This window comes from Mucilaginibacter sp. PPCGB 2223 (assembly GCF_001705515.1).
Classification (GTDB): Bacteria; Bacteroidota; Bacteroidia; order Sphingobacteriales; family Sphingobacteriaceae; genus Mucilaginibacter.
In genome coordinates this window covers 674,331-700,444 of sequence record NZ_MDJS01000001.1, presented here as the reverse complement: position 1 = coordinate 700,444, position 26,114 = coordinate 674,331, and the positions used below count along the sequence as shown (strand labels likewise).

At 46.2% G+C, this 26,114-nt stretch carries 25 protein-coding genes; 7 read left to right on the top strand and 18 right to left on the bottom strand.

Annotated features, from left to right (window positions below; genetic code table 11):
• The first annotated feature begins 140 nt into the window (after positions 1 to 140).
• Both BEL04_RS02725 and BEL04_RS02720 read left to right on the top strand, forming a co-directional pair.
• Positions 141 to 3,266: an AsmA family protein gene (locus BEL04_RS02725; RefSeq protein ID WP_065999922.1), complete on the top strand. Its 3,126-nt coding sequence runs from the start codon at positions 141 to 143 to the stop codon at positions 3,264 to 3,266.
• 176 nt (positions 3,267 to 3,442) lie between these two features.
• Positions 3,443 to 4,918, top strand: a complete 1,476-nt coding sequence (locus BEL04_RS02720) for a hypothetical protein (protein WP_065999920.1) — start codon at positions 3,443 to 3,445, stop codon at positions 4,916 to 4,918.
• Positions 4,919 to 4,953: 35 nt separating this feature from the next.
• On the opposite strand, the gene BEL04_RS02715 is transcribed toward BEL04_RS02720, so the two are convergent.
• From BEL04_RS02715 to BEL04_RS02700, 4 genes are read right to left on the bottom strand one after another with little or no spacing between them, the layout of a single operon-like run.
• Positions 4,954 to 6,258, bottom strand: a complete 1,305-nt coding sequence (locus BEL04_RS02715) for a DUF3570 domain-containing protein (protein WP_065999918.1) — start codon at positions 6,256 to 6,258, stop codon at positions 4,954 to 4,956.
• A 17-nt stretch (positions 6,259 to 6,275) separates the two neighbouring features.
• Entirely contained in the window at positions 6,276 to 6,497 is a 222-nt protein-coding gene (locus BEL04_RS02710; RefSeq protein WP_065999916.1) for a DUF4266 domain-containing protein, read from the bottom strand.
• A gap of 1 nt (position 6,498) precedes the next feature.
• Positions 6,499 to 7,458, bottom strand: coding sequence for an FAD:protein FMN transferase (locus BEL04_RS02705; protein WP_065999914.1), 960 nt, complete (start codon positions 7,456 to 7,458; stop codon positions 6,499 to 6,501).
• On the bottom strand, positions 7,455 to 7,889 hold the full coding sequence (locus tag BEL04_RS02700; RefSeq protein WP_065999911.1) for a thioredoxin family protein: 435 nt from the start codon (positions 7,887 to 7,889) through the stop codon (positions 7,455 to 7,457). The genes BEL04_RS02705 and BEL04_RS02700 overlap by 4 nt, the downstream gene beginning before the upstream one ends.
• A 173-nt stretch (positions 7,890 to 8,062) precedes the next feature.
• Here BEL04_RS02700 and cls point away from each other — a divergent pair, with 173 nt between their 5' ends.
• Positions 8,063 to 9,532 (top strand): cardiolipin synthase, encoded by a 1,470-nt coding sequence (gene cls, locus BEL04_RS02695; protein WP_065999910.1) that lies wholly within the window; start codon positions 8,063 to 8,065, stop codon positions 9,530 to 9,532.
• A 20-nt stretch (positions 9,533 to 9,552) separates the two neighbouring features.
• Here the strand turns inward: cls and BEL04_RS02690 are convergent, their stop codons facing one another.
• From BEL04_RS02690 to BEL04_RS02645, 10 genes are all read right to left on the bottom strand, one after another.
• Positions 9,553 to 10,314, bottom strand: coding sequence for a tetratricopeptide repeat protein (locus BEL04_RS02690; protein ID WP_083227735.1), 762 nt, complete (start codon positions 10,312 to 10,314; stop codon positions 9,553 to 9,555).
• A 1-nt stretch (position 10,315) separates the two neighbouring features.
• Positions 10,316 to 12,127, bottom strand: a complete 1,812-nt coding sequence (locus BEL04_RS02685) for a BatD family protein (RefSeq protein WP_065999909.1) — start codon at positions 12,125 to 12,127, stop codon at positions 10,316 to 10,318.
• A 21-nt stretch (positions 12,128 to 12,148) separates the two neighbouring features.
• Positions 12,149 to 12,901: a tetratricopeptide repeat protein gene (locus BEL04_RS02680; RefSeq protein ID WP_065999908.1), complete on the bottom strand. Its 753-nt coding sequence runs from the start codon at positions 12,899 to 12,901 to the stop codon at positions 12,149 to 12,151.
• The gene (locus tag BEL04_RS02675) at positions 12,898 to 13,938 is read right to left on the bottom strand and encodes a VWA domain-containing protein (RefSeq protein ID WP_065999907.1); all 1,041 of its coding nucleotides are present in this window, start codon (positions 13,936 to 13,938) and stop codon (positions 12,898 to 12,900) included. The genes BEL04_RS02680 and BEL04_RS02675 overlap by 4 nt, the downstream gene beginning before the upstream one ends.
• Positions 13,938 to 14,942 carry a VWA domain-containing protein gene (locus BEL04_RS02670; protein ID WP_175403984.1) on the bottom strand — a complete coding sequence of 335 codons (1,005 nt, stop codon included), beginning with the start codon at positions 14,940 to 14,942 and terminating at the stop codon, positions 13,938 to 13,940. Before BEL04_RS02670 ends, BEL04_RS02675 begins: the two co-directional genes overlap by 1 nt.
• Complete coding sequence (locus BEL04_RS02665; protein ID WP_065999902.1) at positions 14,929 to 15,906, bottom strand: hypothetical protein; 978 nt, start codon at positions 15,904 to 15,906, stop codon at positions 14,929 to 14,931. Before BEL04_RS02665 ends, BEL04_RS02670 begins: the two co-directional genes overlap by 14 nt.
• 4 nt (positions 15,907 to 15,910) lie before the next feature.
• The gene (locus BEL04_RS02660) at positions 15,911 to 16,792 is read right to left on the bottom strand and encodes a DUF58 domain-containing protein (RefSeq protein ID WP_065999900.1); all 882 of its coding nucleotides are present in this window, start codon (positions 16,790 to 16,792) and stop codon (positions 15,911 to 15,913) included.
• A 99-nt stretch (positions 16,793 to 16,891) separates the two neighbouring features.
• The gene (locus tag BEL04_RS02655) at positions 16,892 to 17,854 is read right to left on the bottom strand and encodes an AAA family ATPase (protein WP_371327585.1); all 963 of its coding nucleotides are present in this window, start codon (positions 17,852 to 17,854) and stop codon (positions 16,892 to 16,894) included.
• A gap of 954 nt (positions 17,855 to 18,808) precedes the next feature.
• The gene (locus BEL04_RS02650; protein WP_065999895.1) at positions 18,809 to 19,000 is read right to left on the bottom strand and encodes an RNA-binding protein; all 192 of its coding nucleotides are present in this window, start codon (positions 18,998 to 19,000) and stop codon (positions 18,809 to 18,811) included.
• Between the two features lie 28 nt (positions 19,001 to 19,028).
• Positions 19,029 to 19,748, bottom strand: coding sequence for a DUF2490 domain-containing protein (locus BEL04_RS02645; protein ID WP_065999892.1), 720 nt, complete (start codon positions 19,746 to 19,748; stop codon positions 19,029 to 19,031).
• Between the two features lie 124 nt (positions 19,749 to 19,872).
• On the opposite strand from BEL04_RS02645, the gene BEL04_RS02640 reads away from it, so the two are divergent.
• Entirely contained in the window at positions 19,873 to 20,241 is a 369-nt protein-coding gene (locus tag BEL04_RS02640; RefSeq protein ID WP_065999890.1) for a hypothetical protein, read from the top strand.
• A gap of 7 nt (positions 20,242 to 20,248) precedes the next feature.
• Here the strand turns inward: BEL04_RS02640 and BEL04_RS02635 are convergent, their stop codons facing one another.
• Positions 20,249 to 20,860: a hypothetical protein gene (locus BEL04_RS02635; RefSeq protein WP_139112899.1), complete on the bottom strand. Its 612-nt coding sequence runs from the start codon at positions 20,858 to 20,860 to the stop codon at positions 20,249 to 20,251.
• Between the two features lie 64 nt (positions 20,861 to 20,924).
• Positions 20,925 to 21,467: an ester cyclase gene (locus tag BEL04_RS02630; RefSeq protein ID WP_065999888.1), complete on the bottom strand. Its 543-nt coding sequence runs from the start codon at positions 21,465 to 21,467 to the stop codon at positions 20,925 to 20,927.
• 186 nt (positions 21,468 to 21,653) lie between these two features.
• On the opposite strand from BEL04_RS02630, the gene BEL04_RS02625 reads away from it, so the two are divergent.
• From BEL04_RS02625 to BEL04_RS02615, 3 genes are read left to right on the top strand one after another with little or no spacing between them, the layout of a single operon-like run.
• Positions 21,654 to 22,415: a thioredoxin family protein gene (locus BEL04_RS02625; RefSeq protein ID WP_065999886.1), complete on the top strand. Its 762-nt coding sequence runs from the start codon at positions 21,654 to 21,656 to the stop codon at positions 22,413 to 22,415.
• A gap of 1 nt (position 22,416) precedes the next feature.
• Positions 22,417 to 23,130 (top strand): cytochrome b/b6 domain-containing protein, encoded by a 714-nt coding sequence (locus BEL04_RS02620; RefSeq protein ID WP_065999884.1) that lies wholly within the window; start codon positions 22,417 to 22,419, stop codon positions 23,128 to 23,130.
• Positions 23,114 to 23,953, top strand: coding sequence for a molybdopterin-dependent oxidoreductase (locus BEL04_RS02615; RefSeq protein ID WP_083227733.1), 840 nt, complete (start codon positions 23,114 to 23,116; stop codon positions 23,951 to 23,953). Before BEL04_RS02620 ends, BEL04_RS02615 begins: the two co-directional genes overlap by 17 nt.
• Here the strand turns inward: BEL04_RS02615 and BEL04_RS02610 are convergent.
• A complete protein-coding gene (locus BEL04_RS02610; protein WP_065999882.1) occupies positions 23,948 to 24,526 on the bottom strand; it encodes a peroxiredoxin family protein in 579 nt (192 codons plus the stop codon). The two genes, BEL04_RS02615 and BEL04_RS02610, sit on opposite strands and share 6 nt — an antisense overlap.
• A 103-nt stretch (positions 24,527 to 24,629) precedes the next feature.
• Positions 24,630 to 26,108: a glutamate synthase subunit beta gene (locus BEL04_RS02605; protein ID WP_065999880.1), complete on the bottom strand. Its 1,479-nt coding sequence runs from the start codon at positions 26,106 to 26,108 to the stop codon at positions 24,630 to 24,632.
• Positions 26,109 to 26,114: the final 6 nt, after the last annotated feature.

Sequence of the window (26,114 nt, the reverse complement as noted above, 5' to 3'; positions counted from 1 at the left end):
AAAACCAAACAATAACTACCAATTTTAATTAGCAAAGGTTAAATATTGATATAAAACAGCTATTTAGTGGTGATATTGATTATTTTAGCCTTACGAAGGATAACAATCGCGTTGTTTTTTTGCAGATCAGTATAAGAATTATGAGCTCATCCATCACAAAAAAAATATTTAAGACGCTTAAGATCATTACCATTACTGTTATTTGCCTGTTCATCCTGATCTTCACCCTTCCCTATCTTTTCCCGCAAACGGTAAACAATAAGATCAAGCAATGGGCCAACGGCAGCATCAACGGTAAGATCGAATTTTCGGGCACGCGCTTATCATTCTTCAGGCACTTTCCTAACCTTACGCTCACACTATCCGATTTTTCACTGAAAGGCAGTGCTCCTTTCCAAAACGACACGTTGCTTGCTGCGAAAGAGGTTTCGCTGGATATCAACCTGTCTACCCTGTTCCGCGATAATCTCACCATCAATAAAATTTACTTTACCCAGGCGCTGATCAATATCCAGGCAGATACCGCAGGCCACGTAAACTATAACGTTTATAAAGCTAAGCCATCGCAAACCAATACCAAAACAGATACAGGCAGCGTATCGTTAGGTATCGACCAGATACTGATCGAGAACAGCCGGCTGGTATACAACGACCGATCGATACCCATGCAATTTGTGGCCCGGGGTTTTAACTACACCGGTAAAGGCGACTTAAGCAAAGATGTTTTCGACCTGCATACGCATACCGAAATGGCTTCGGTTGATTTTGCTTACGGTGGCAAACAATACCTGCAGAATAAAAAACTGAATGCCGACCTGATCACCAAGATCAACACCAAATCGCTGGAGTTCCTGTTCCAGCAAAATAACTTATTGATTAACAAGCTGCCCGTACAATTTATCGGCCGTTTCGGCTTTATCAAAAACGGCTACGATATGGACCTGAACATCAATTCGCACGAAAGCGCTTTACAGGATATGCTGACGGCCCTGCCTGCCGAATACTTAAAAATGCTGGATAAAACCGAGGTCGGCGGTATCGGCAATGTAAGTATGCGTGTTGCCGGCAAATACATTGCCGCCGATAGCCTCGCGCCCGATCTGAGCCTGAACGTGCAGGTGCGTAACGGCTACATTAAAAACCCACACGCTCCGGAGCCCATCCGTAACCTGTATCTTAACTTCAGCACCAAACTGCCCGGGCTCGACCCGGATAGCCTGAACGTGAACCTCGATTCGCTTTACATGACGATCGGTAAAGATCACCTGAGCGCCATTGTGAAAGTCAAAGGTATGAAGCAGCCGGACATCTATTCGCGCATTAATGCCGAGATGGATGTGGAAAAATGGAACAAAGCTTTTGATGTAAAACCGGTAGAATTGAGGGGCAAATACACATTACATTTACTGGCACAGGGCAAATATGCTACCGCGATAACTCATCACGGAAAAAAAGCCGATACCACGGTAACCAGTATCCCGAAATTCAACTTCCGGTCGACTTTTAGCAACGGCTTTATCAAATATGCATCGCTGCCCGAAGCGATGCGGAATATCGGCTTTGATATCAATGCCTCCTGCCCGGATAACGACTATAAGCACACCAGCATCGAGATACAGAACATCAATGCCAATGTGCTCAACAATTATATCAAAGGTTATTTTAAGGCGAGCGCCGCGCCCGGTTATCCAATGGTATCTGATCTGAAAGCCAGCTTTAACCTGGCCGACGTTAAAAAGTTTTACCCGCTGGATAGTATGTCCATTTCCGGAATGTTGTTAGCGGATGTGCAGGCCAAAGGAAAATACCTTCCGGCGAAGCACATCTTCCCGGTCGTTAGGGCCAATATCGGTTTGCAAAATGGCTCAATACAAACCAGGTATTACCCGCACCCTATTCAGAACATACAGGTGAGCACCAATATAGTTAACAGTACAGGGTCGCTAAAGGGGATGCAGATTGATATCAAACCTATTTCGTTCACTTTCGAGGGTAAGCCTTTCTTTTTCAAAGCCGATCTGAAAGATTTCAGCAACATCAATTACAACATCGTTTCGCGCGGCACGCTGGATATCGGTAAGATATACCAGGTATTCGCTGTAAAGGGCTATAATGTTAACGGCACCATTCAGGCCGACGTATCGCTCAAAGGCAGCCAAAAAGACGCCGTAGCAGGTAACTATGCGCAGCTAAACAATTCGGGCACATTAAAGGTAAAAGATGTTACCGTAACATCGCAGCTATTCTCGTTGCCGTTCCAGATCAGCGATGGCAGCTTTAGCTTTAACCAGGATAAAATGCAGTTTGATGCGTTCAAGGCAACATACGGTAAATCTGTGATCTATCTCAACGGATCGCTGAGTAATGTGATCGATTACGCTACCCGACCAGGCGCTATACTGAAAGGCGATTTTAACTTCGGCAGCGGCGGTATTGTGGCCGACGATTTTATGGCTTTCGCCGGAACGCAAACCACTACCGGCACCAAAAGTACTTCGACACCCGCAGGTGTGATTATGGTGCCAAAAACGGTAAACCTTAACCTTTCGGCTGATGTTAAAAAGATCAGGTATGATGGCTTAAATATCAAAGATGCTAAAGGGCAGTTAACTATCGCCAACGGCAATATTATTTTAAAGCAAACCGGTTTTAATATTATTGGCACGCCTGTTAGTATGGATGGCAGCTATACGGCGATTAATCCTGTCCGCGCAGCATTCAGCTATCACATTAACGCCAAGGATTTCGATGTTAAAAAAGCTTATAACCAGATCAGGCTTTTTCACGATATGGCCAGTTCGGCGGCCCATGCCGAAGGTTTAATATCGCTCGACTATAAGCTTTCGGGCAGATTAAACAGCAACATGATGCCCGTTTATTCGTCGCTTAAAGGTGGCGGCGTGCTATCGGCACAAAAAGTTAAAATGCGTGGGTTCAAACTGTTCGGCTCGGTAAGTAAAACAACCAATCATAAGATCGATACCGGCGACGCTTCCAAAGTCAACATCGAAACCACCATAGCCAATAATATCATCACCATCAAACAAACCAAAATGCGTATGGCCGGTTTCAGGCTCAAGTTTGGCGGCCAGGTAAGTTTTGACAACAGGCTGAATCTCGATTTCCGTCTGGGCCTGCCTCCATTGGGTATTCTGGGTATCCCGATGCATATTACCGGTACCGAAGACAAACCTAAAATCCGTTTGGGCCACGGTAAAAAAGGAGACGAGTTGAAAGAAGTAGCCGATACCACAGACGTCGACTAACTGCAAACTCTTCTGCGGCGCGCCCAAGCATTAAAACCTTTATGATATTTCTAATATCTAATAGTTTTAATTATCCGCTATTATCCTAAACTTGTTTAAGTTAACGTATTTTTTATTTATTTAATTATCGCGAACTTTTATTGTCGCTGATTGTAGATTTGTGTAAATCTGCTTCTATGTTTAAGAAAATCTACGTTATCCTTTTATGGCCTTGCCTTGCATTCCATTTAAAAGCCGCTCCCCTATCTTTCAAGCCGGATAGCGTAACGACTATCTTAAAACTAAGCAACCAGAATCTAAAAGAACGGAGGCTTATTAATTATATCAGAAGCATCTGGCAGGAGGGCCCCGCCGTAAACCTGGATGGAGCTAAAACCGAATTTGATAAATTATTGGTGGATTATAACATGCCGAATAAAGCCGCCTTTAATTATTTTATCGAAAGCATCTGCCAAAACAGGGTGCTGCATATCAAGGAAGCCGAAAATTGGCTGGTACGTGCGATCGACGAAGCCGAAAAGGCTGATGACCACTATTTATTATATACTTTTTTTACACATCTGGGCTTTCTGCAAACTTATGCCGGTAATACCATCAACGCGGTATCGAGTTTCAGGATAGCTAAAAAAGAGGCCATAACACTTAAAGATGCCTACCTGGAAGTACTGATCGACATTAATATTTCTGACATATATTATCGCAATAACCTCTACAATCAATCCCTGTTTTATTTAACGCAGGCATTATGGCTCATTAACCAGCACCGGTTACACGAACAGCGGCTTAAAAATGCTATATACTATAATAAAGCCGAGAATTATTTCAGGATGAACAATATAGATTCGCTGAAGAAATATAACGCAATGCTCCATGATGCCAGCAGCGGCACATTCAGGCTATATGGTTACAGGAAACGCACCGATTATTATCTGCAATTGTTGTATCACAATTACCAGCCGGCGATAAAGGCGATCACCGCATTACAGACAGATACCCTGTACCGGTATGATGACACAGACGAGCAAAACCTTGCCGATGCTTATTATAATGAGGGTATTTTAGATTCGGCTAAAAATATAGTTAACCGGTTACTGGCTAACAAAGCACAAAACAACCACCCCGAAATCAAACTGCACCTTTACCGGGTTTTAGGCGGGATAGCTGAACAGCGAGGTGATTATAAACAGGCTACTTATAATTTTAAGATGGCCATGCTGCAATCCGAAGACCATATCAGCAGGCTGACACAGGTTGGCAATATATCTGCCGAGATCAAAACCGACGAGATGGAAGGCACCTACCTGCATAAGGAAGAAGTTTACCAGCGGCAGCGCTTGTGGCTTATATTGCTTGTGGTTGTGGCTATATTCATCATCGTTACCATTGCGATGTTTTACCGCAACATTAAACAAAGAAGGTATTACGAAAGGTTGCTGTTCACATCGCACCAGGAAGAACTGGCCTTTATTAATTCGCACGAGGTACGCCGCCACCTGTCGAACATATTGGGCATAGTTGATATTTTGAAACAAAGCGATGATAAGTGTGCCGACTATCTGCAAATCGAAGACTATTTAATGACAGCCGCTCAGGAACTCGACACATCCATCAAAAACATATCCGAAAAGCTGGACAGGCAGCACGAAGCTTAAATTATCGGGTATACAACACTGCATACCCGGTAATTTTATTTAAACCCGAGGCTCACCGATATCACATCCGATACGAGGTCGGTAGTTTGCGAATAGTGGCCGTAACGTATCTCGAGCTCATGCAGGTTTTGCCAGCCGAAAACACCTTTTGGTGGCGCTACCCTGAAACCAAGGCCATAAAAATTAGCCGAGAATTTTGAATAGGCGTAGTTGCTGGTATAATATTCGTCGGTTGGTTTATGGGCTTCGTAAGGCGCAAAATATTTTGCTGCAGTTTGATCGTAATACCTGTAGAACGGCGATATGGAGAAGAAAGGCGTTATTTTATAAGGCACCTCGATATTGGCCGTGTTCGATTTAATGCCCCAATCGTCAGTATAGTACCGGTAATACGAGCGGATAATGATATTATCACCAAGAAAATAATTCAGCCTGAACCCAAGCGGTAATTTGGCGCGTGTCGATGGCAGGTGCTCAATGGTATCCTTACCCGTTGTAAAATATACGCGATGGAACGGCAGGCTTAAAAATCCGTCCTGCTTCACCAGGTCGACCATAAACGCTACCTGGAGGCGCGAATTAATCATTTGCGAGTAGGATAACGAGCCGGTATAGGTATTGCGCGGACTGGTCGGGATGTTCGATTCGTGGCTCCCGCCCCCGCTTGTAGTGGTTATTGTACGGCCGCTCGCGGTAGTGGTGATGACCGTGCCGTTTGAAGTAACTGTTGTTGTTTTGGGGATCAGTTCGGATGGATAGATCAGCGTAACGTTATCCAGGTAAGCCTGCATCTTAACGGTAAATTCGCCATTGTTATGGTTCACCTTGCGCGAAAAGTGTACATCTGCACCGAACGAATTATAGTTATACTCGGTAGATAGGTAGGTACCTATCCCAAAGCTTCCCTTCTTGCCTTCAACCGTCCAGTCGAGCGATGGATAAACCCGCGTTCCATCCTTTTTTGAAGCGCCGGTAGCCGATACATAGGCCTGCGATGCCGAAGTATGCACATCAAACCCTAAACCTGCCGAGAGCGTGTTTTTCCGGTTACTTTGCCCGTACCACACAAATTTCAGGTCGATGCCGTTTGAAATATCGGTTACCTTTTCGGTACCGATGCCACCGGTAACCGGCGAATGGTCGCCGTTTTGGCTGTAATAGCTCGATACCAGGTTTACTTCGTCCAGCTTAAGCTTATGCGGGTTGTAGCCTGTATCGGTAGTTTCGACCGGTGTATATAAACTAATCGGTTTGGTACGAGCTGAAGTATCCTTTACCTGTGCAAAGGTATGCTGGCATATCAGGGCAAAACCCACAGCACTCAGAAAAACTTTCTTCATGTTAAATACTGTTAGGCTTAATTACAACCACAACCACCACCGGTTTTTCCGGCATTGGCACCCGACGCAGCCTCGCGGTACGATTGGAAATTCAATTCGTTCTTCTCGGCCTTACGGTTCGCCAAGGCCATTTCCGAGTCGTTTAAACGGCTTTTCTGGTATTCTTTAAGGTGCGAGCACGAGGTAATACCGGCTGCAAGTACCAGGAAGAAAAATACATAGATCAATTGCTTTATCATATCAGGGGAGGTTTATATTAATATTATTTGAAGTGTACAGCCGGTTTTCATCGTCGATGATAATGGCCTCAATATCTTTCATCTGGTTGATCATATCCAGGCCGGTTTTAACGCCCATAATGGTAACGGGTGTCGCCATTGCATCTGCTATTTCGGCATTGGTTGATATAATGGTAACGCTTTTAATACCGCTTACCGGCAAGCCTGTGCGGGGGTTTATGGTATGTGAGTAACGCTTACCGCCTATTACCGCAAACTTTTCATAATTACCCGATGTAGCCACCGCCAGACCGGTAATATCCATTTGCGAGAAGATCTGCCCCGACGAATCGGGGTTGGAGATACCGATGGTCCACTGCCGGCCATTAGGCTGCAGTCCCCAGGCCGTCAGGTCGCCCGAGGCGTTAACTACGCCGCTTTCAACACCACGGGCAATCATTACGCGTTTGGCCATCTCGGCAGCATAGCCCTTACCTATCCCGCCGAAACCTATGCGCATGCCTTTCTCGCGTAAAAAAACGGTACAGTTATCCTTATCCAATATTACATTGCGGTAATTGATCAGCCGCACCATTTTTTGCGCGGTCTCTTTATCCGGTAACGAGGTCATCTGCTCATCAAAGTTCCACAGGCGTTTATCTATCGATCCGTAGGTAATATCAAAAGCGCCCTGTGTTACAGCCGATATCCGGAGCGAACGCTGTATGAGGTTAAAAGTTTCGCGGCTAACCTTAACCGGGGCAATGCCTGCATGTTGGTTAACCTGGTTGGTTTCGCTGTCGTCGCTAAAAGTGGTGAGCAGCTTTTCAATCCGGCGTATCTCTTCTACCCCGGCATCGATACAGCTTTGCGCCCAGGTTTCATCATCGGCAACAACACTTAGTTCGAAGCGGTTGCCCATGAGCTTCAATACCCGTTTGTAAACGGATAATAAACTTGTATTTGGTTTGGTGATGATCATTTTTCGAACGATCTAACCTGTGCGGTAAACTGCTCCGGCGATTCATTGGGGAAACCGTCCCAGGTTTTCAATATTTTCCCCTGGGCATCTATCAGCAACGTGAACGGAAATTTTCCTTCGGGGTTATATTTGTCGGCGAGGGCCTCGTTGCGTTTTACCTGTTCTTTATCCAACTGGTTCTTTTTCTGCCGCGGAAAATCGGCCCGAACCAATACCAGGTGATCGGCGGCATAACCGGTAAAAACATCCGACTCCAGGATTTCCTTACGCAGGCGTATGCAGGGCCCGCACCAGTCGGAGCCTGAAAAATTAATCATGATAAGCTCTTTTGACTTTACAGCTTCAGCAGTCGCTGTATTGATGTCGCCGAGCCAGGTTACCGGTTTTATTGCTATCAGTAAAAAGAGAAATAACATGGATAGAAATTTCATATCGAATTTGTGTTTAAGCTACAGTTAGTTATCAGGGTAACGCAAATTTTAAACCAAAGGTATTTTAATCACATGAAAAACACATGAATTGTTGCAATACCCATATCCCGTAACAATATGCCAACTTTATTCGCTATTTTGCGTTATCTGATCAATAACAACCTTTGCACAAAATGGGGCAGGAAACTATCGGGTTCGATCTGTTATTAGCAGGCGAAATTGCTTACGGCATTATCATTATTATCACCTGCCTGCATGTTATCTATAATACGCCATCCACAACCAAAACATTGGCCTATATCCTTGGCGTGATATTTTTACCGGTGATTGGCATTGGTACCTACTTTATGTTCGGCGCCAATTATCGTAAAAACAAGCTCTACAGTAAAAAAATAGTAACCGATAACCGGATGCTGAGCGATATCCGCAGGCAGATCACGCTCGAATCGGAAAAAGCGTGGAACAGCGGCGAGCCTGAGGTACAAAAGCACAAGAAACTTGCGCGTTTCCTGCTGAACGACAGCATGAGCCCGCTGACGGGCAATAACCAGGTGGAGCTTTTAATTAACGGTGAGCAGAAGTTTCCGGAAGTGATTGAGGCGATGAAAAATGCCAGGCATCACATACACATCGAATATTATATTTTCGAGGATGAGGTAATCGGCAACCAGATCAAGGATGTGCTGATACAAAAAGCACGCGAGGGCGTTGCCGTAAGATTTATATACGATGATTTCGGGAGCCGCTCTATCCGCAAAAACCTTGTACCCGAGTTACTCGAAGCCGGCGTACAGGCCTTTCCGTTCTACAAAGTGTATTTTATTTTACTGGCCAACCGTATCAATTACCGCAATCACCGTAAGATCATTGTGATAGACGGAACTGTGGGCTTTGTTGGCGGTATTAACGTGAGCGACAGGTATATCAACAACGATATTAACGACCAGGTTTACTGGCGCGATACGCATGTAAAGATAACCGGGCCGGGAACCTATTATTTGCAATACCTGTTTATCTGCGACTGGAACTTTTGCTCCGACTCGCACCTGAAGCCCGATCGTGAGCTTTTCCCCGAACATCCCGAAACCAATGGCGATGCCATTGTGCAGATAGCGGCCAGCGGCCCCGATTCCGACCAGCCTACCATCATGTTTTCGCTTCTGCAGGTTTTTGGCCTGGCCGAAGACGAGATACTGATCACTACACCATACTTCATCCCCGGCGAGAACATCCTCGATGCTTTACAAATGGCGGCAATCAGCGGTGTAAAGGTAAAGATATTGGTACCCGGCAAATCCGATTCGAAGTTTGTTGACTATGCAGCCCGATCCTATTATGGCGACTTGCTGAAAGTTGGCGTAGAAATATATATGTACAAAAAAGGTTTTATACACGCCAAAACCATTGTATCCGACGGGCAGCTGTCCATCATCGGCACTGCCAATATGGATCACCGGAGCTTTGAGCTTAATTTTGAGGTGAATAGCATGATCTACGACGATAAAACCGCCGGGCAATTGCGCGATGCCTTTTACAACGATCTGAAAGATGCCGTAAAGATCAACTCAAAAAAATGGGAAAACAGGCCTGCTTATAAGCAATTACCCGAAAAGGTTGCCAGGTTAATGTCGCCGTTATTGTAACGTAAAAGCGTTATGCAGCCTTAGATCTCCTTAGCATCGCTAAGGTTTATCCATCCTTCGCTTCCGTTGAGCAACCTGATCTTTATCCAGCCGCTGTTGTTTTCTACGATCGTCACCTTGGTACCATCATGTATCACAAATAAATTTTTTGCGTTGTTATCGGGGCCGCTTTTGGCCGTTACCGAGGAGCTGAAAACAATCGCCTCGTGGTGCGATTCGAAGTATGCCGTTTGCCTCCCGGCGATAAAAATACTGAATAAGCCCAGCAAAATAATAATCAAACCGGAGTAAAATGAAGCCTTTTTAAGCGCGATAGAATTTGCGAACAGGTAATAGGCAAGTAAACCAAAGCCTGCCATGAAAAACAAAATACTGATAGTGGATAGCGTATTCACCGAAGCCATCAATATGATGCTGTGCCACCAGTTCACCAGGAACAGCTGCGGGGCGTCGTCTATTTTATCAGTTGTTTTCAGATTGGCAAACTGGATATTGAAGTTGATATCATCATCGCCCGGGGCCAGTTTGCGTGCTTTTTCGTAATATAGCAAAGCTGATGGTATTTCGCCCAGTTTATAATAAGCATTGCCCAGGTTAAAATACACTGCTTCCGACTGATAACCGCTATTCAGTATTTTTTGGTACAATTCGACAGCGGCTTTATAGTTTGCTTTGGCGTATTGTGTGTTACCCTGCTCAAACAGCGCTTGCTCGGCATCCTTGCCAAAACCGGCATATGGCAGGGCGAATAATAGTAAGAAGTATATAATCCGTTTCAGCATGTTATATTTTCTCCTCAATATCGTTAATGATGTTCCGGGTACGGTCAAACACTTCCTGTTCTGATATCCCGCCTACAGGCGCAAAACGGGCCATCTCGCACAGGTCCAAAGTATCTGTCAGTTGTTTGACCAGGCCGTCATCTACCGAACGCGATTTCAGCTCCTGGGCAATATTCTCCTTATTCAGGTCGGCCGCAGGAATATTCAGTTTATCGCTGATGTACCCGTACAATCCTTTTGATATCGCCTCGTAAAAAGCATTGGTGTTGCGTGCCGTTAACTGCAACTGGGCATTGGCCAGGTGTTTGGCTGCCACCCTGCCGGCCTTGCGGCTCCTTACCTGCACTACATCGCTATTGTTCTTTTGATCCCATCTGCGGTAAGCAATTGCACCAATAAACGCCAGCGGGCCAAGCAATAGCAACAAATAATATAAAAATGAACCGTAAAAGCCCTCACCCTCTTTGTGCAGGTCGAGGCTATCTTTAATATAGCGGATATCCTTACCCAGTTCTTTTACATCCAGTTTATTAGCCGAAGTGTACGACGATACACTGTTAGCCGTAGCTATGCCTTTATCCACTTTTATCTGGAATGGCTTTGCGGGCAGCGTAACATATCTTTCGGTAGCAGGGTTAAAATACGAGAACTTAACCGGATCGATGGTGTAGGTCCCTTCATGACGCGGGATGATCAGGTAGTTATAGATCCGGCTGCCCGATACGCCGCTTGCCTTTTCGGTAACGGTGTCGGTTATCTTAGGATCGTATTTTTCAAAATCGGTTGGGAAATTGGTATTTAGTTTATCCAGCAACTTGATGTTTCCCGATCCGGTAATCTTTAACCTATAATTCAGCGCTTCGTTAGCCTTAAGTTCTTTTTTGTCCACCGAGGCATCAAAAGCAAAACTGCCCACCGCGCCCGAAAAGCCTTCGGGTTTACCCGCTTCGGGCAGCGGCTTTACGTGGATAGTTACCGGCTGACTTTCAATTTTGTATTTAACATCTTTATGACCGCCGCCAAAAAACTGCTCCATGATATCTTTTGCAGGCGCTTCCTGGCGTACGATAAAGGTCATGCCCAACGGATCGAGCACCAGGTTACCCGAATGCTCGGGGTATAATATGGTTTGGCGCAGTACGGCAACCTGGTAACGTACGCCTTTGTAGGTTTCAACCGTCCAGGTTACCTGCTGGTTGAGGTTTTTTACGTCCTGGCTCCAAAAGCCATTAAACTCGGGCTGCTTATCGCCCTGGTTGCCAACTATTGCCACCCGCGAGTATAATTTATAACTTACGGTAAGCTGCTCACCCTGGTACACATTAACTTTATCAGGAACAGCACGGATAAACAGATTTTTGGAGATATCGCCCGAACGGCCAACGGCAACATCTGGCTGCCCGCCAGACTGTTGCTGAGCCTGATTTTGCTGTGGCGCCTGCCCTTTCACTACTTTAATCGTGATCGGGTTCGATCTGTATTGTTTGCCATTTACCACTGTTGTTGCAGGGCCAATGGTAAATGTGCCTTCTTTGGTGCCTACCAGGTCATAGCTCAACGACATGCTCATGGTAGTGGCACCATTGATCATCGACATGTTCGACGATTGGTTGGGGCCGCCAACTACCTGGAAACCGTTCATATCAGGCGGCGAAAACTTCTCCATGTTGCCGTTAATAGAAAAAGTTACCTCGAAAGCTTCGCCGGTACCAACCGTACTGCGGTTAACAGAGGCGGTAAGTTTAAGGTCCTGCGCAAAAGCAATACCGGTGCAGAGTAATAAAAAAGATAGTATGTAGTACTTAATGCTCATTTACGGCTATAAATATAAGGCTTACCAATCTTTTGTGATGTGTACCTTAACACCTTTTAATTTTTTATTCTTCAGCTTGTCCTGTGTATCCTTTTCCTGGTTGTTCAAGGCATCCAACATGCGCTGGGCATCTTCTTTACTTATCTTGTTAGGTTGCTGGCCGTTCTGCTGATCCTTTTTATCCTGATCTTTATTCTGATCGTTTTTGTTTTGATCGGAGTTCTTTTTATCCTGGTCTTTCTTGTCCTGATCCTTTTTATCCTGGTTTTGCTTATTCTGATCCTGCTTGTTCTTGTCGTCTTTATTGTTTTTATTATCCTTGTTCTTATTGTTTTTGTTTTGCTGCTTTTGTTGTTTAAGTTTTTCCTGCGCATAGGCCAGGTTATAGCGGGTTTGATCATCGGCCGGGTTATTGATCAATGCTTTTTTATAGGCTTCGATACTTTCCTCCAACTTTTTCGACTCTAACAACGAATTACCTAAGTTATGGTAAGCCTGTGCTGCTACTGCTTTATTGGATGACGCGCCCAGCTTATTAAACTGCTCCTGCGCTTTATCATATTGTTTTTGTTTGTATAAGGCATCGCCCAGGTTAAAATTCCCTTCAACCGTTTCGGTCTTTTTTGCTACCGATTTGCGGTAAGCCTCTTCGGCCTCTTTATATTTTTGCTGCTCGTAAAGCTTGTTGCCCTGGTTGATATCACTTTTTTCCTGCTGAGCAAACAACAGGCAAGCGGGGCTTAACAAGGCTATCGTTAAAATCAGTCGCTTCATTTTTTGTTTACCTCAAATAGTTTAAGTTTACTCAGGCTCAGGTTTTTACGGTTCGATAAAAAGAACTCAACCAACAGTAAGATCAGCGCAAGCGCGATGAATATCTGGAAACGATCCTCAAAATCCTTAAAGGTTTTGCTTTCGTACTGTTTCTTCTGCATTTTGCCTACCTGGTCGAGCACAATGTTCAACCCACTGCTGGCATTGGTGGCGCGGACGTAAACCCCATCGCCGGCTTCGGCTATTTCTTTACACATATTCTCGTCGAGCTTACTGATCACCGTTTTACCCAAACTATCGGTATGGAAGCCTGATTCTTTGCCATTCACCAGGATCGGTATCGGCGAACCTTCTTCCGACCCCTCGCCTATCACGCTCACCACCACATCTTTATCGCGGGCGGCTTTGGTGGCGGCTACGGCATCATCCTCGTGGTTTTCGCCATCGGTGATGATGATCATGGCTTTACTGGTGCCATCCTTAAAATCGAACGACTGCATGCCCAGGTCTATCGCCGCGCCTATAGCCGTGCCCTGTACCGGCACCATATTGGTGTTGATGGTATTTAAAAACAGCTTGGCTGCCGAGTAATCGGTAGTAACGGGCAGTTGCACGTAAGCCTGCCCGGCGAATACGATAATGCCGATACGGTCATCGTGCAGGTTATCGATCATCTGCGCGATGGCGCGTTTGGCGCTCTCTAAGCGGCTCGGCGACAGATCATGCGAAAGCATACTGTTGGATACATCCAGCAGTATCATCAGATCAGAACCCTTGCGCTTTACATCTTCCATCTTCGATCCTATCTGCGGATCGGCCAAAGCCAAAACCAGCGAGGCATACGCGATGATGAACAGGGTAAATTTTAACAACGGGCGTTTGAACGATACTTCGGGTATCATCAGGTTGATCACCTGCCTGTCGCCCAGCGAGGCAATAGCATTACGTTTCCAGCGGGCTACCCACAGGTACAGCAATACCGCTGCCGGCACCAATGCCAGCGCCCATAAAAATTCGATATGTGCAAAACGGATCATCAGCTTAGGGCTCCTTTAAATTTGGTATTACGTAAGATAAACTCCAGCGAAAGCAGGATCAGTGCAATAACGGCAAACGGCAGAAACATCTCTGTTTTTTTGCGATACTGCGTTACGTCGATCTTGGCTTTCTCCAACTGGTCTATCTGGGTATAAATATTTTTCAGCGTTTCGTTATTGGTTGCCCTGAAGTATTTGCCACCGGTTATAGACGCTATTTTAGTTAAGGTAGGCTCATCAATATCCACTTCCATTTTTTGGTATTGGATGCCGTAGGGCGTTTGTACCGGATACGGGGCATAACCATGCGTACCGATACCAACAGTATACACCCTGATACCGAATTGCCTGGCTATCTCGGCGGCGGTTGCCGGCGCTATCGAACCCATATTGTTCGAGCCGTCGGTAAGCAGGATGATCACCTTGCTTTTGGCTTCGCTATCCTTTAAACGGTTAACGGCGGTTGCCAACCCCATACCAATGGCGGTACCATCTTCTATCATGCCGTTATGGATATCCTGGTAAAGATTGATCAATACACTGTGATCGATAGTCAAAGGGCATTGGGTAAAACTCTCGCCGCTGAAGATGACCAGGCCGATACGGTCGTCCGGGCGGGCTTTGATAAAGTCGATAGCGATCTGTTTGCCGGCCTCTAAACGATTTGGCTTAAAGTCTTCGGCCAGCATACTTCCGGAGATATCCGAAGCGATCATGATATCGATACCCTCGGTAGTAGTGTTCTGCCAGCTCAATGACGATTGCGGGCGCGCCAGGGCGATGATCAGTAAAATCACAGCCAAACCCCTCAACACAATGCCATAATGCCTCAAAACGCCTATATAGCTTTTCTTTGGAGTTGCGAAACCTTTGGTAGCCGACATGTTGAAAGTGCCGTATATCTGCTTTTCTTTCCAGATGTACCAGGCCACCATAAGCGGCACCAATATCAGCAGCCATAAAAATATGGCGTGCGCAAATTCAATTCCCTTAAACCAACTCATTGTTACCCTCTCCCTTATCCTGGTTTAACTGAACTTGTTTTTTAGTATTCATCACAAAAGCAATGGCATTTTCTATGCTCTGCTCGTTTTCGGCAGGCAGCGGTTTTTGTTTGGCGAATTTGACTAAGTCTGCCAATAACAATATCTGCCTTAGCTTGTTGCGGCTGTCATCATCAATATCCATGTAACGCAGCGCTGTGAATATCTCATCGCTCGTTTGCTCGTGCGCTTTGATGCCGTAGCGCTTTTCGAGATATTGACGGATGATATCGGTAAGCTCGCTGTGGTATTCTTTAACCTGATCAGCCTGCCAGAGTTTTTGTTCGCGTAAAGCGTTTAACTGGTTAATCGCCTCAATATCAGCAGGGATGAGCGGTTTTACTTCGGGCTTAGCTTCAACAGGCTTCTTAGGCCGTTTAAGCCAGAAATAAATACCGGCCAAAATAGCCAGCAGCGCCAATGCCGTACCGGCAACTGTTTTCCAATTATCGCGCAGCCAGTCGATAAAGCCATAGTCAACCTTAAAGGGCTGTTTGATATCGTAAATACCTTTGGTGGTATCAACCGCCACCGATTTAATGGTGAGCACCACCTCGTTGGTTTTGATATCGCCGCTTTTGGTATGGAAAACATACTGCGGTATAACGTACTGACCGGTATCGAACGAAGTAATTAAATACGAGCGGTGGATGGTTTCTTTATTGAGGTCATTCTTATCAAAAGTGGTATCCGGTTTACCGATGTTGAGTATCTGTACTTTGGCTACCAAACTATCGGCCAGGTGCGGAAAGCCTACAGTATCTTTAGCCGGGAAGGTGATACTCAGGTGCAATTTGGTTTGCTCGCCGATAAGCATCGTTGGCTTATCGATCTTAGCCGATACCGATACCTGCGCGCTACTTACTCCAACACAAGTAATTAAAAATAAAATGGTTATATATAAATACTTAAACTCAAATTTCATATCATCAACGCCTGCCTTCCCTCTTTTTAAATAATGTCATCAAAGGTTTAACATACGATTCGTGTGTGCCGATATCGGCTGTATCCACACCGCTGCGGCGGAAGGTATCCTGCAATATGGCGTTTCGTTTCAGGGCTTCGGCTTTGAAAGCCTGCCGCACTTCCTTATCGCTGGTGTTTACCCATTGCAGCAGGCCGGTTTCTTCGTCTTTTACAGGGATGAGGCCCAGATCAGGGAATTCCTCTTCGTGCTTATCGTACAAACGCAGCGCGATGATATCGTGCTTTTTGTTGGCTATCTTCAGTTCATCGCTAAACGCCGGGCTCATAAAATCCGAGATCACGAAAGCCGTGCTGCGTTTTTTGATCACACGGGTAAAATACTTTAAAACTTCGGCCACGTTGGTGCCCTTGTTTTCGGGTTTAAAGTCGATCAGCTCGCGGATGATCATCAGGATATGGCTCCTGCCCTTTTTGGGCGGGATGAACTTTTCGATCTTATCGCTGAAAAAGATCACGCCGACCTTATCGTTGTTTTGTATTGCAGAGAAAGCAACCACAGCGCATAACTCGGCCGCCAGGTCCTGCTTTTGCTGTTGCTGTGTACCGAAATTTCCTGAGCCGCTTACATCCATCAGCAACATTACGGTTAATTCGCGCTCTTCGTCGAACACTTTGACGTATGGATGGTTAAAACGGGCTGTCACGTTCCAGTCGATGGTGCGGATCTCGTCTCCCAACTGGTATTCGCGCACTTCGCTGAAAGCCATGCCACGGCCCTTGAATGCCGAATGGTATTCGCCCGAAAATATGTGATTGCTCAACCCGCGGGTCTTGATCTCAATTTTCCGTACTTTTTTTAACAGCTCTTTGGTGTCTCTGGCCATAACTTCTTAGTATCAAGTAGCGAGTATCAAGTATCAAGTATTTCGGACGACGTCGACAAGCAATGGGTCTCGATACTTGATACTAAATACTCGATACCATTAAGGTACTTCTACCGCGTTCAAAATCCCCGTTACAATATCCTCCTGCGTAATGTTCTCGGCTTCGGCTTCGTAGCTTAGGCCGATGCGGTGACGCAGCACATCGTGGCAAACGGCACGCACATCTTCGGGGATGACATAGCCGCGGCGTTTGATGAACGCATATGCCTTGGCAGCCAGGGCCAGGTTAATACTTGCACGCGGTGATGCGCCGTAGCTGATGAGGTTTTTATAGCTCGCCAGTTTGTACTGCTCCGGGAAACGGGTGGCGAATACGATATCGATGATGTATTGCTCTATCTTTTCGTCCATATATACCTCGCGAACCACTTTGCGGGCCTTGATGATATCTTCGGGCTTGATAACCGGGTTTGGTTTTAACATACCCGATGGCGAGATATTGGCGCGGATAATGCGTTTTTCGTCTTCTTTGCTTGGGTAGCCGATTACCACTTTCAACATAAAACGGTCCACCTGCGCTTCGGGCAGCGGGTAAGTTCCTTCCTGTTCGATGGGGTTTTGCGTAGCCAGTACCAAAAACGGCGACGGCAGCGGGAAGGTGCTTTCGCCGATGGTTACCTGGCGCTCCTGCATGGCCTCTAACAGCGCGCTTTGCACTTTGGCAGGCGCACGGTTGATCTCATCGGCCAGGATAAAGTTGCTGAACAACGGGCCCTTGCGCACAATGAACTCTTCCTTTTTCTGGTTATAGATCATGGTGCCCAGTAAATCGGCGGGCAGCAGGTCGGGTGTGAACTGGATGCGGCTGAAATCGGCCTGGATGCATTTGGCCAGCGTGTTGATGGCCAGGGTTTTTGCCAGCCCGGGTACGCCCTCGAGCAAAATATGCCCGTCGGCCAACAGGCCGATCAGCAGGCGCTCCACCATATATTTCTGACCGACGATCACCTTATCCATCTCCATTTTAAGCAGATCGATAAACTCGCTTTCGCGCTGTATCATCTCGTTTAGCGCGCGGATATCCGTTGAGTATGAAACCGGTGCCGGCGCAGCTTCATTGGTGCTTCTATATTCTTCCATGTTTTTTTGGGATGAATGAACAAGGATCAAGGAGTAAGGACTTTTTTGTCTTTGCTCCTTGATCTTTGCTCCTTTGTCTGTTTATTTCAATTCGAACCGCAAATTTATACGACATGAAATTTCACACAAGCGATATGTTAAAGTAAATTGTTAAATAATGTTAAATGGGTTGTGGGGCGAGGTGTGAATGGTTAGTGGTTTTGGAGATACACGCGGCACGCGTGCTGAAGCTATCCGAAGTCTCCCAACTTTGGATGCATATGCCTGTAGTCTTCAGACTGCAAACATAATGGTTCGAAGTCAGGAGACTCCGAACAGCAAAAGTTGTTGGCAGGATTTAACTACTACAAGTCAGAGACTTCGAATAACAAAAGACAGCAACACTCAAATTAACAGACTGTTAATAAACAACTTAACCAGTAAATTAAAAAATAACAGGACAGCACCGTGACAGCACCGGGACACGATCAGGACAGCATCGGGACACGATCGGGACAAAACTAATAAAGTAAATAAAGAGAATAATTAAATAAAGTAAATATTTATATACGCTGCGCTGTTTTTGCATTAGTGCAGTAAATGCTGCACCGGTTTACAAAGCTATCAGCTGTATCTTTGCGGCAGCTGTCTTAAAACTGTGAGACAGGTTTTACCCCGCCGTTTTTTATCTTTGGTAAATCAATGCGGGCCGTGCGTAATACGGGTAACCAGCTTGAGCGGGACTGATCCAACCGTCGGCAGTTTCACAAAACACAATAACCAGCCTGCTACAGGCTTAAAGGCACATGCCACAACAGAGGGTTTGCAAGCAATTTTTTTGATTAGAATGACCCCGCAGTTCTTTGACGTATCATTTCCCCTGTTTCTTTCTAAAATTTAACTGCCCGATACCACCACATTCCTACCCAAAGTTTTAAACCTGTCGCCGTTGGGTTGTACAACGGTGATGGTCATGTGGCCGGTTTTGCTGATGTTGATATCGCGCACGGTGCCTTGTTTGCCTTTGTGGATACCGGCTGTAACATGGCAATAGTCGCCGTTTTTTAGGTTTAGATTCGCGTCGCTCATGATATACTAATTTAAGATATTTTTCGCATCAATCGCTCGTCGTTGGTAAATGCTCGCGCGGTACGGCGTTTTTACGGTGGATGCGGTACATGAGGATAAGCATCAGGTTGTTTTTGTTGCCGCTGGCCGCCGGGGTATAATTATACTGGTTTATCCAGCCGGCCTGGAATATCCACGATCTGTCGAACTGGTAGCCCAGGGCGGCCGATACCCGATTGCGTTCAAAATTGGGCACTTCATTGTTCAGGAAAACCTCGTCGAACACCGACAGGAACCAGGTTTTCGCGATGATCTTGCTATGGTTAAAAGGCACAAACACGTTGAGCCTGTAGCGGAATCGGTTACGGTAATCGCCGTTTACCCAGCGCTGCTCCACGCGGTAACGGTGTTCGAGCTTCAGGCGGTACAGAAACTGGTTGGTAGTGATCTGCTCCCATAAACGGTTCTCGGTGGTAACGGGCCCTGCTCCTACGTTCTGATAATCGAACGTGGTATAGCGGCCGGTGCCTATAAGCGCGGTAAAATCCTTGTCGATATCATAGCTTATGCCTGCCTTTACCTCATCGTACATAAACTGGCTCATCACGCCGTTGGTACGCACCTGGAACTCGCTGTACCCGCCCCATTTATGGCTGCTGTCGCCGGGTAATACCAGCGTGGCAATTCCCCAGGTGCCCACTTTTGAATTTTGCGCAAAGGCAGCAGGCATCGTTAACAATAGTAAAAAGGCAAGGCAATACTTCAACATGTTAAATTAATGTTAATTTTTTGGCGAATATAAAACACCAAAACTTTTTAATTTAACGTTTGAAAAGAAAAAAGCTTGCTGACAGATATAAGCGCCGCGTATGGCGCTATTTTTATATTTGTATATGAGTGAAGGGCAACCAACAACCAGGTCTCAAAAACTGAAGATCCTTATAGTAGTTATTGTAGTTTTCGGCTTATCGGCTTTGATCGGTACCTGCCTCGATAGCCAGCGCAATGAGGCATTAAAAAACAGTACCATTCTGCGTGGGGTGATAACGGTTAAAACGCTGACCAAAAATGGTTGTGATTATGATGTAAGATTCGACCTTAAAGGCTACTCCCTCACCACCGAAATTTTTGCGGGCATGGATACTTTAGAGATTGGCGACAGCGTGCTTGTACAGGTATCCAACGAGCATCCACGCGATTATGCAGAGTTTATCAAAAGAGTAAAAAAGGTACATGCAACCGACTCTATAACCCTCCACTGATAACCTGTTATCGGGTAACACCCTCAAAATCCCTCCTATCCGTAAAATACTCCAAACACAAAACCCAGGCAATGTTAATGATAGCACTTAATTTTTGGATGACAGGCAAAATATCCAGGTAAGTACTGCTGAAATACAGGTACACACTGGCATAAAAAAGCAGCATCATGACGACAGAAAATACTTTAAACAGGTGCAGTTTGGTTTTGAAGATAAACACCGTGATATAGAAACAGGCAATAAGGGTAAGCGTACTGAGGATGGGCAACATGGCATCGTGTAGCGGAGTTACGGTTAAAAAAGTACAGATCACGGCTGCTACACCGCAATACCTGATCACCTTCGATGCGCCTTTGTTATCGATGTTTTTGGAGAATTTGATAAAGAAATAACCAAAGCTCAGCGCCAGGAAAAACATGCCTGCCGAAGCCCAGGGCCGTGCCAGGTTATCGGCGCCATCCATCGCTTTCGGACTGAACAGGTTGCTCATATAATTATGCCAGAAGCTGTACCCTACCGAGTGTGCGTCGGGCGGTGAGCCGCCGGGATAGCACAGCATGGCTACAGCCAGCAATATTATGCCGGTAAGTGTCCCCAAAAGGATGAGGTTTTTGCGCATAATCATATGTAAACAGATAAGTAGCACGGGGTGGTGCTACTTATACTGACATTTGAAGCTTTTATCATTTTTTATCTTTAGGCGGGGCCGGTGGTGGCGGCGGCGCTACACCTAACTGCGAAAAGAAGGTTGCTGTTGACTGTATGCTGCGGTGCGATGTCATTTTACCGTCTTTATTGAAGGTAAAGATATCGGCATCGTCGTATTTAAAGCTTTTGCCTGTGGGTTTCATACCCATCATCTCGTTTTTAAAGGTACCGGTTACCGTTCCGGTTACAATTACGCTGTCGCCATGGGCAAAGGCCATCAGGTTACTTTCTTTATAATCCGGGAAAGCAGCAATAAAGGCTTTAAGCATGGTTTTGACAGAGTCCTGATTTTTCATCGGTTTGTCTTCGCCGTTGCCATAATCAATAAAATCAGCAGCGCAGCTTGTAAACATCGGGTCGATCTTTTTGTCGCTTAAATTCTGTACCGCCGTAAGGGCCGTAATGCGGTTTTTCTCAGCCTTAACGGCTGTACTGTCGCCGCCGACAGTCAGCGTTGCATGGCCGTTACACGCCGCCAGAAAACCTGCGGCGATAACAACTGGAATGATTTTTCTCATAATCGGGAGTTTAAGTTTATACTAAGCTACAAAACAAAATGCGTGTAAACAAAATGGCGCACAAACTTGATTATCCTGCTTTCTTATCCGCAAAGAATGCAAAAATATTTATAAATTTATTGTAAGGTAATTACGTATATACCGACGAAGGGGATAATTGTAAAATTTTAACTTATCCAAAACCCAATGAAAACCTATAAAATAGCGATATCCGTTTTGTTACTCATTGCCGGCTTATTTAGCCTTGCAGCTTTCAGAACAAGCAAAAAAACAAATACCAGCTATACCGGCAACGGCTTCGCGCTGATAGAATTATTCACCAGCGAGGGCTGCTCGAGCTGCCTGCCGGCCGACGAACTGGTGGCGCGCGTGCAAAAGGAAACTAAAGACAAACCTGTTTATATCCTGGCCTACCATGTCGACTACTGGAACAACCTGGGTTGGAAGGATCAGTTTAGCAGCGCGGTGTTTTCGCAGCGCCAGCGCCAGTACGCGGCCTGGCTGAATGCCGAGGTTTATACGCCGCAGATTGTGGTGAACGGTAAACGTGAGTTTGTAGGGTCGGAAGACGGTACGCTGCACAATGCCATTCAAACCGGTCTGCAAAAAACCGACAACAATAGTTTAACCTTCAGCAACATCCGCATCGACCATAGTGAGCTGAACGTACAATACCAAACCCGGGGTGGTAACGCTTTACTGATAGCCTTTGTACTAAAATCGGCCTCAACCCAGGTAAAACATGGCGAGAATGGCGGCCGCACCCTGTCGCACATCAATATCGTAAAGAGTTTAAATGCTATAACCCTGCACCAGCCGAATGGCAATGCCAGTTTACATTTGCCCGAAGGTTATAACCCGCAAACATGGGATATCATCGGTTTTGTACAAAACACCTCGACAGGCGAAGTACTGTCGGCACAACGAATAACTGCACAAGGAGTTTAAAATGAGAAAGATCAAAGAGAAACATTCGCTGGCTATGCGCTGGTTCCATTGGGTTAATTTCCCGGTGCTCACCATCATGATCTGGAGCGGCATGCTTATTTACTGGGGCAACGATGTATATACCCTCAGCATAGGCGGGCATGTGTTTTTCAAATTCTTCCCTGAGGGTTTTTACCGCTTCTTCCATTTCAGCAGCCGCCTGGCCGAAGGGATGGCTTTCCATTTCTTTATGATGTGGTTCTTCTTTCTCAACGGGTTCCTGTATGTGGTATACAGCATCATTTCGGGCGAGTGGCGCAATCTGTTTCCCGAAAAAAAATCGTTTAAAGAAGCCTGGCTGGTACTATTGCACGATCTCCACATCCGTAAAACGGCTCCGCCGCAAGGCAAGTATAATGCTGCGCAACGCATTGCCTACTCAGCCATTATTGTGATGGGTTTTGGCTCAATAGCTACCGGTTTAGCGATTTACAAGCCCGTGCAGTTTAACTGGTTGTGCTGGTTGTGCGGTGGTTACCATGTGGCGCGCATCATCCATTTTATATTGACTTTGGGTTACGTATTCTTTTTTTTGATTCACATTTTACAGGTAGTATTGGCCGGCTGGCGTAATTTCCAGTCGGTGATCACCGGGTTCGAAGTTGTTAAAGAGCCCTCTGCAGAAACTGTACCACCTGTAACCGAAACACCGATAGACGATGGAAACGCCAATTGATCCAGAACAAAACCCCGAACCGGAAAAACCGGCAGCCAAAACGCCCGAACAAATCGCGAAAGAGCAGGATGCTTTGCTCGACGCTCAGATCAAACGGCGGAGCTTTATCGCTTTCGGCACATTTACAGCGTTGGGAGTTGCCGCTTATGGTTCGTGGCGCTGGTTGCTGAAATCGCCTGATGAGGTTGCTGGTGTAACCGCGGGCGCACACGCCCCGTTACGCCGGGCGCTCAATAAAAACGAGTTGTTCTTCAGGAAGCTGTTTTATAACGAAAAGCACCTGGTACGTACCTATCCTAAAGAAATGGCCGCAAAAAACGTGCGTGTGAACAGCGATGAGGGCCTCAAAACTAAGTTCGACCCGGCAGCCTGGGTATTACAGGTAAAAAAGAAATCGGGCGAGGTTTTAAAGATTACGATAGATGAGATACGCGCCTTGCCTAAAACCGAGATCGTGTTCGATTTTAAGTGCGTTGAAGGCTGGGACCAGATATCGCACTGGGGTGGCCTGAAATTCAGTGATTTTATAGAACACTTCGGTCTGCAAGAGGAAGCGAAACTCGAGTATTGCGGAATGGAAACGCCAGATAAACAGTATTACGTAGGCCTGGATATGCCAAGCGTGATGCACCCGCAAACCATGCTGGCTTACGAGGTAAACGACAAGCCGCTTCCCTTGGACCATGGCGCACCTTTAAGGCTGATCATCCCGGTAAAATACGGTATCAAAAACCTGAAACGCATTGGTACCATTAACTTCAGCGATCAGCGCCCGCGCGATTACTGGGCCGAGCTGGGTTATGATTATTACTCAGGATTATAAAGCAGCGACGATTTGTTGTACTGATGCCCGGTGTTTATAATTAGGGTCGAAAAACACGTGGGATATCTTTAGCTTTTTATCGATGATAAAGGTGGCCGGTACCGGTAGAACATGGTCGTTGTTGCCGTTGTTCACGTCCATATCGATCTTGTATTTTTTCATCAGGGCCAGCGTGGCATCATCAACCGTGAGGTTTACGCCGAAAGCCTTCATAATTTTGTACTGGATATCATGAATGATAGGGAACGACGCCCCGGTTTTGGATATGGTGGTGATGATACCCAGGTCGGTTTCGGGTGTAACCGCAATCACTACCGCTCCTTTTGCAGTAATGAGGTGCAGCGAGTCCTGCATATTTTTCACTTGCCTGATGCAGTACGTATCCCATTGGCCGCGATAAAAGAATACCACTACGGCATTATGATCCTTCATCAGCGATTTAAGGTTGAGCTTTTTATCGTTGTTATCGACGCCAGAGAACAGGGGCGCCTTATCTCCGGCTTTTAAAGGGGTTTGCGACCAGCTGTTGGCAAAAGCAAAAATTGCCAGCAGGGTAAGTATGCACTGTCTCATCAGTTAAGTTTAACGAAAATTGGGTGCATAAAGTTATAAAACAAAACGGGACAGCAAATGATTTTTTGCCATCCCGTTGAAACTATATATAAGGTTTGGTTAGTTAAAACACTTGTTCAAACATATTGATAGCGTCCTTGCTTTCCAAAGCCGAATGTCCCATCAAAAATTCGTCTACTTTACGTGCGCATTCCCGGCCTTCGCTAATGGCCCAAACCACCAGCGACTGACCGCGGCGCATATCGCCTGCTGCAAATACTTTACCTACATTGGTGCGATAGACACCCTCGCGGGCCTTTACGTTCTTACGCTCATCCAGGTCGACACCTAATTGCTCCAACATGCCGTGGTGTTGCGGATGCAGGAAGCCCATGGCTAAAAATACAGCCTGACAAGGTATCTCACGCTCCGAACCTTCAACCTCGGTTGGTTTTACCGGGCGGTTCATCACGTCGAGCTCCCAGGTTACGTCTACAACTTTCAGTGCGCGCAGGTTGCCGTTTTCATCGCCCAAAAACTCTTTGGTGCTCACACCCCAGTGGCGCTCCGCTCCTTCTTCGTGGCTGCTGGTTACTTTCAGCAGCATCGGGTAAGTTGGCCACGGCATGTGTACGGTGCGTTGCTCTGGCGGTTTGCCCATTACCTCAAACTGGGTAACCGATTTTGCTCCCTGGCGATTTGATGTACCTACGCAGTCGCTGCCGGTATCGCCACCGCCGATCACTACCACATCTTTACCCGCCGCCGAAATAGCCTCGCCTTTAAAATCGATACCGCTCACACGTTTGTTCTGTTGTTTCAGAAAATCCATCGCAAAGTAAATGCCTTTCAGCTCCCTTCCGGGGATAGGCAAATTACGCGGGATGGTCGATCCGCCGGCCAGGACTACTGCGTCATTATTGCGGATCAACTCTTCAGGGCTGATATCTTTACCAACTTCGGTGTTGCATTTAAACACGATACCGTCTTCTTCCATCACCTTGATACGGCGCTCGACAACACCTTTTTCCAGCTTAAAATCAGGGATGCCGTAACGCAGTAAACCGCCCGGGTTGTCATCACGCTCGTAAACGGTTATGGTATGACCTGCTTTTGCTAACTGTGCTGCAGCGGCTAAACCTGCCGGGCCGGAGCCTACTACGGCCACGTTTTTACCTGTTTTGATCAGCGGAGCGGTTTTTTTCACCAGGTTCTTCTGGTAAGCGATCTCGATGATATGTTTCTCGATCTCCTCGATAGCTACCGGTGGCTTGTTAATACCCAGTACACATGCCGACTCGCACGGAGCCGGGCAAATACGGCCTGTAAATTCGGGGAAATTATTTGTTGACGATAAGATCGTATAAGCCTCCTCCCACTCCTTGCGGTAAACAGCATCGTTAAACTCGGGGATGATGTTGCCCAGCGGGCAGCCCGAATGGCAGAACGGTACGCCGCAGTTCATGCAACGGGCCGACTGTTCGTTCAGCTTTTCTTCAGGGTATAAGCTAACAAATTCTTTATAATTAGCGATACGCTCTTTTGGCGATATCTTGGACGGAAGCTCTCTTCCAAATTCTTTAAATCCAGTTGGTTTGCCCATTATTCT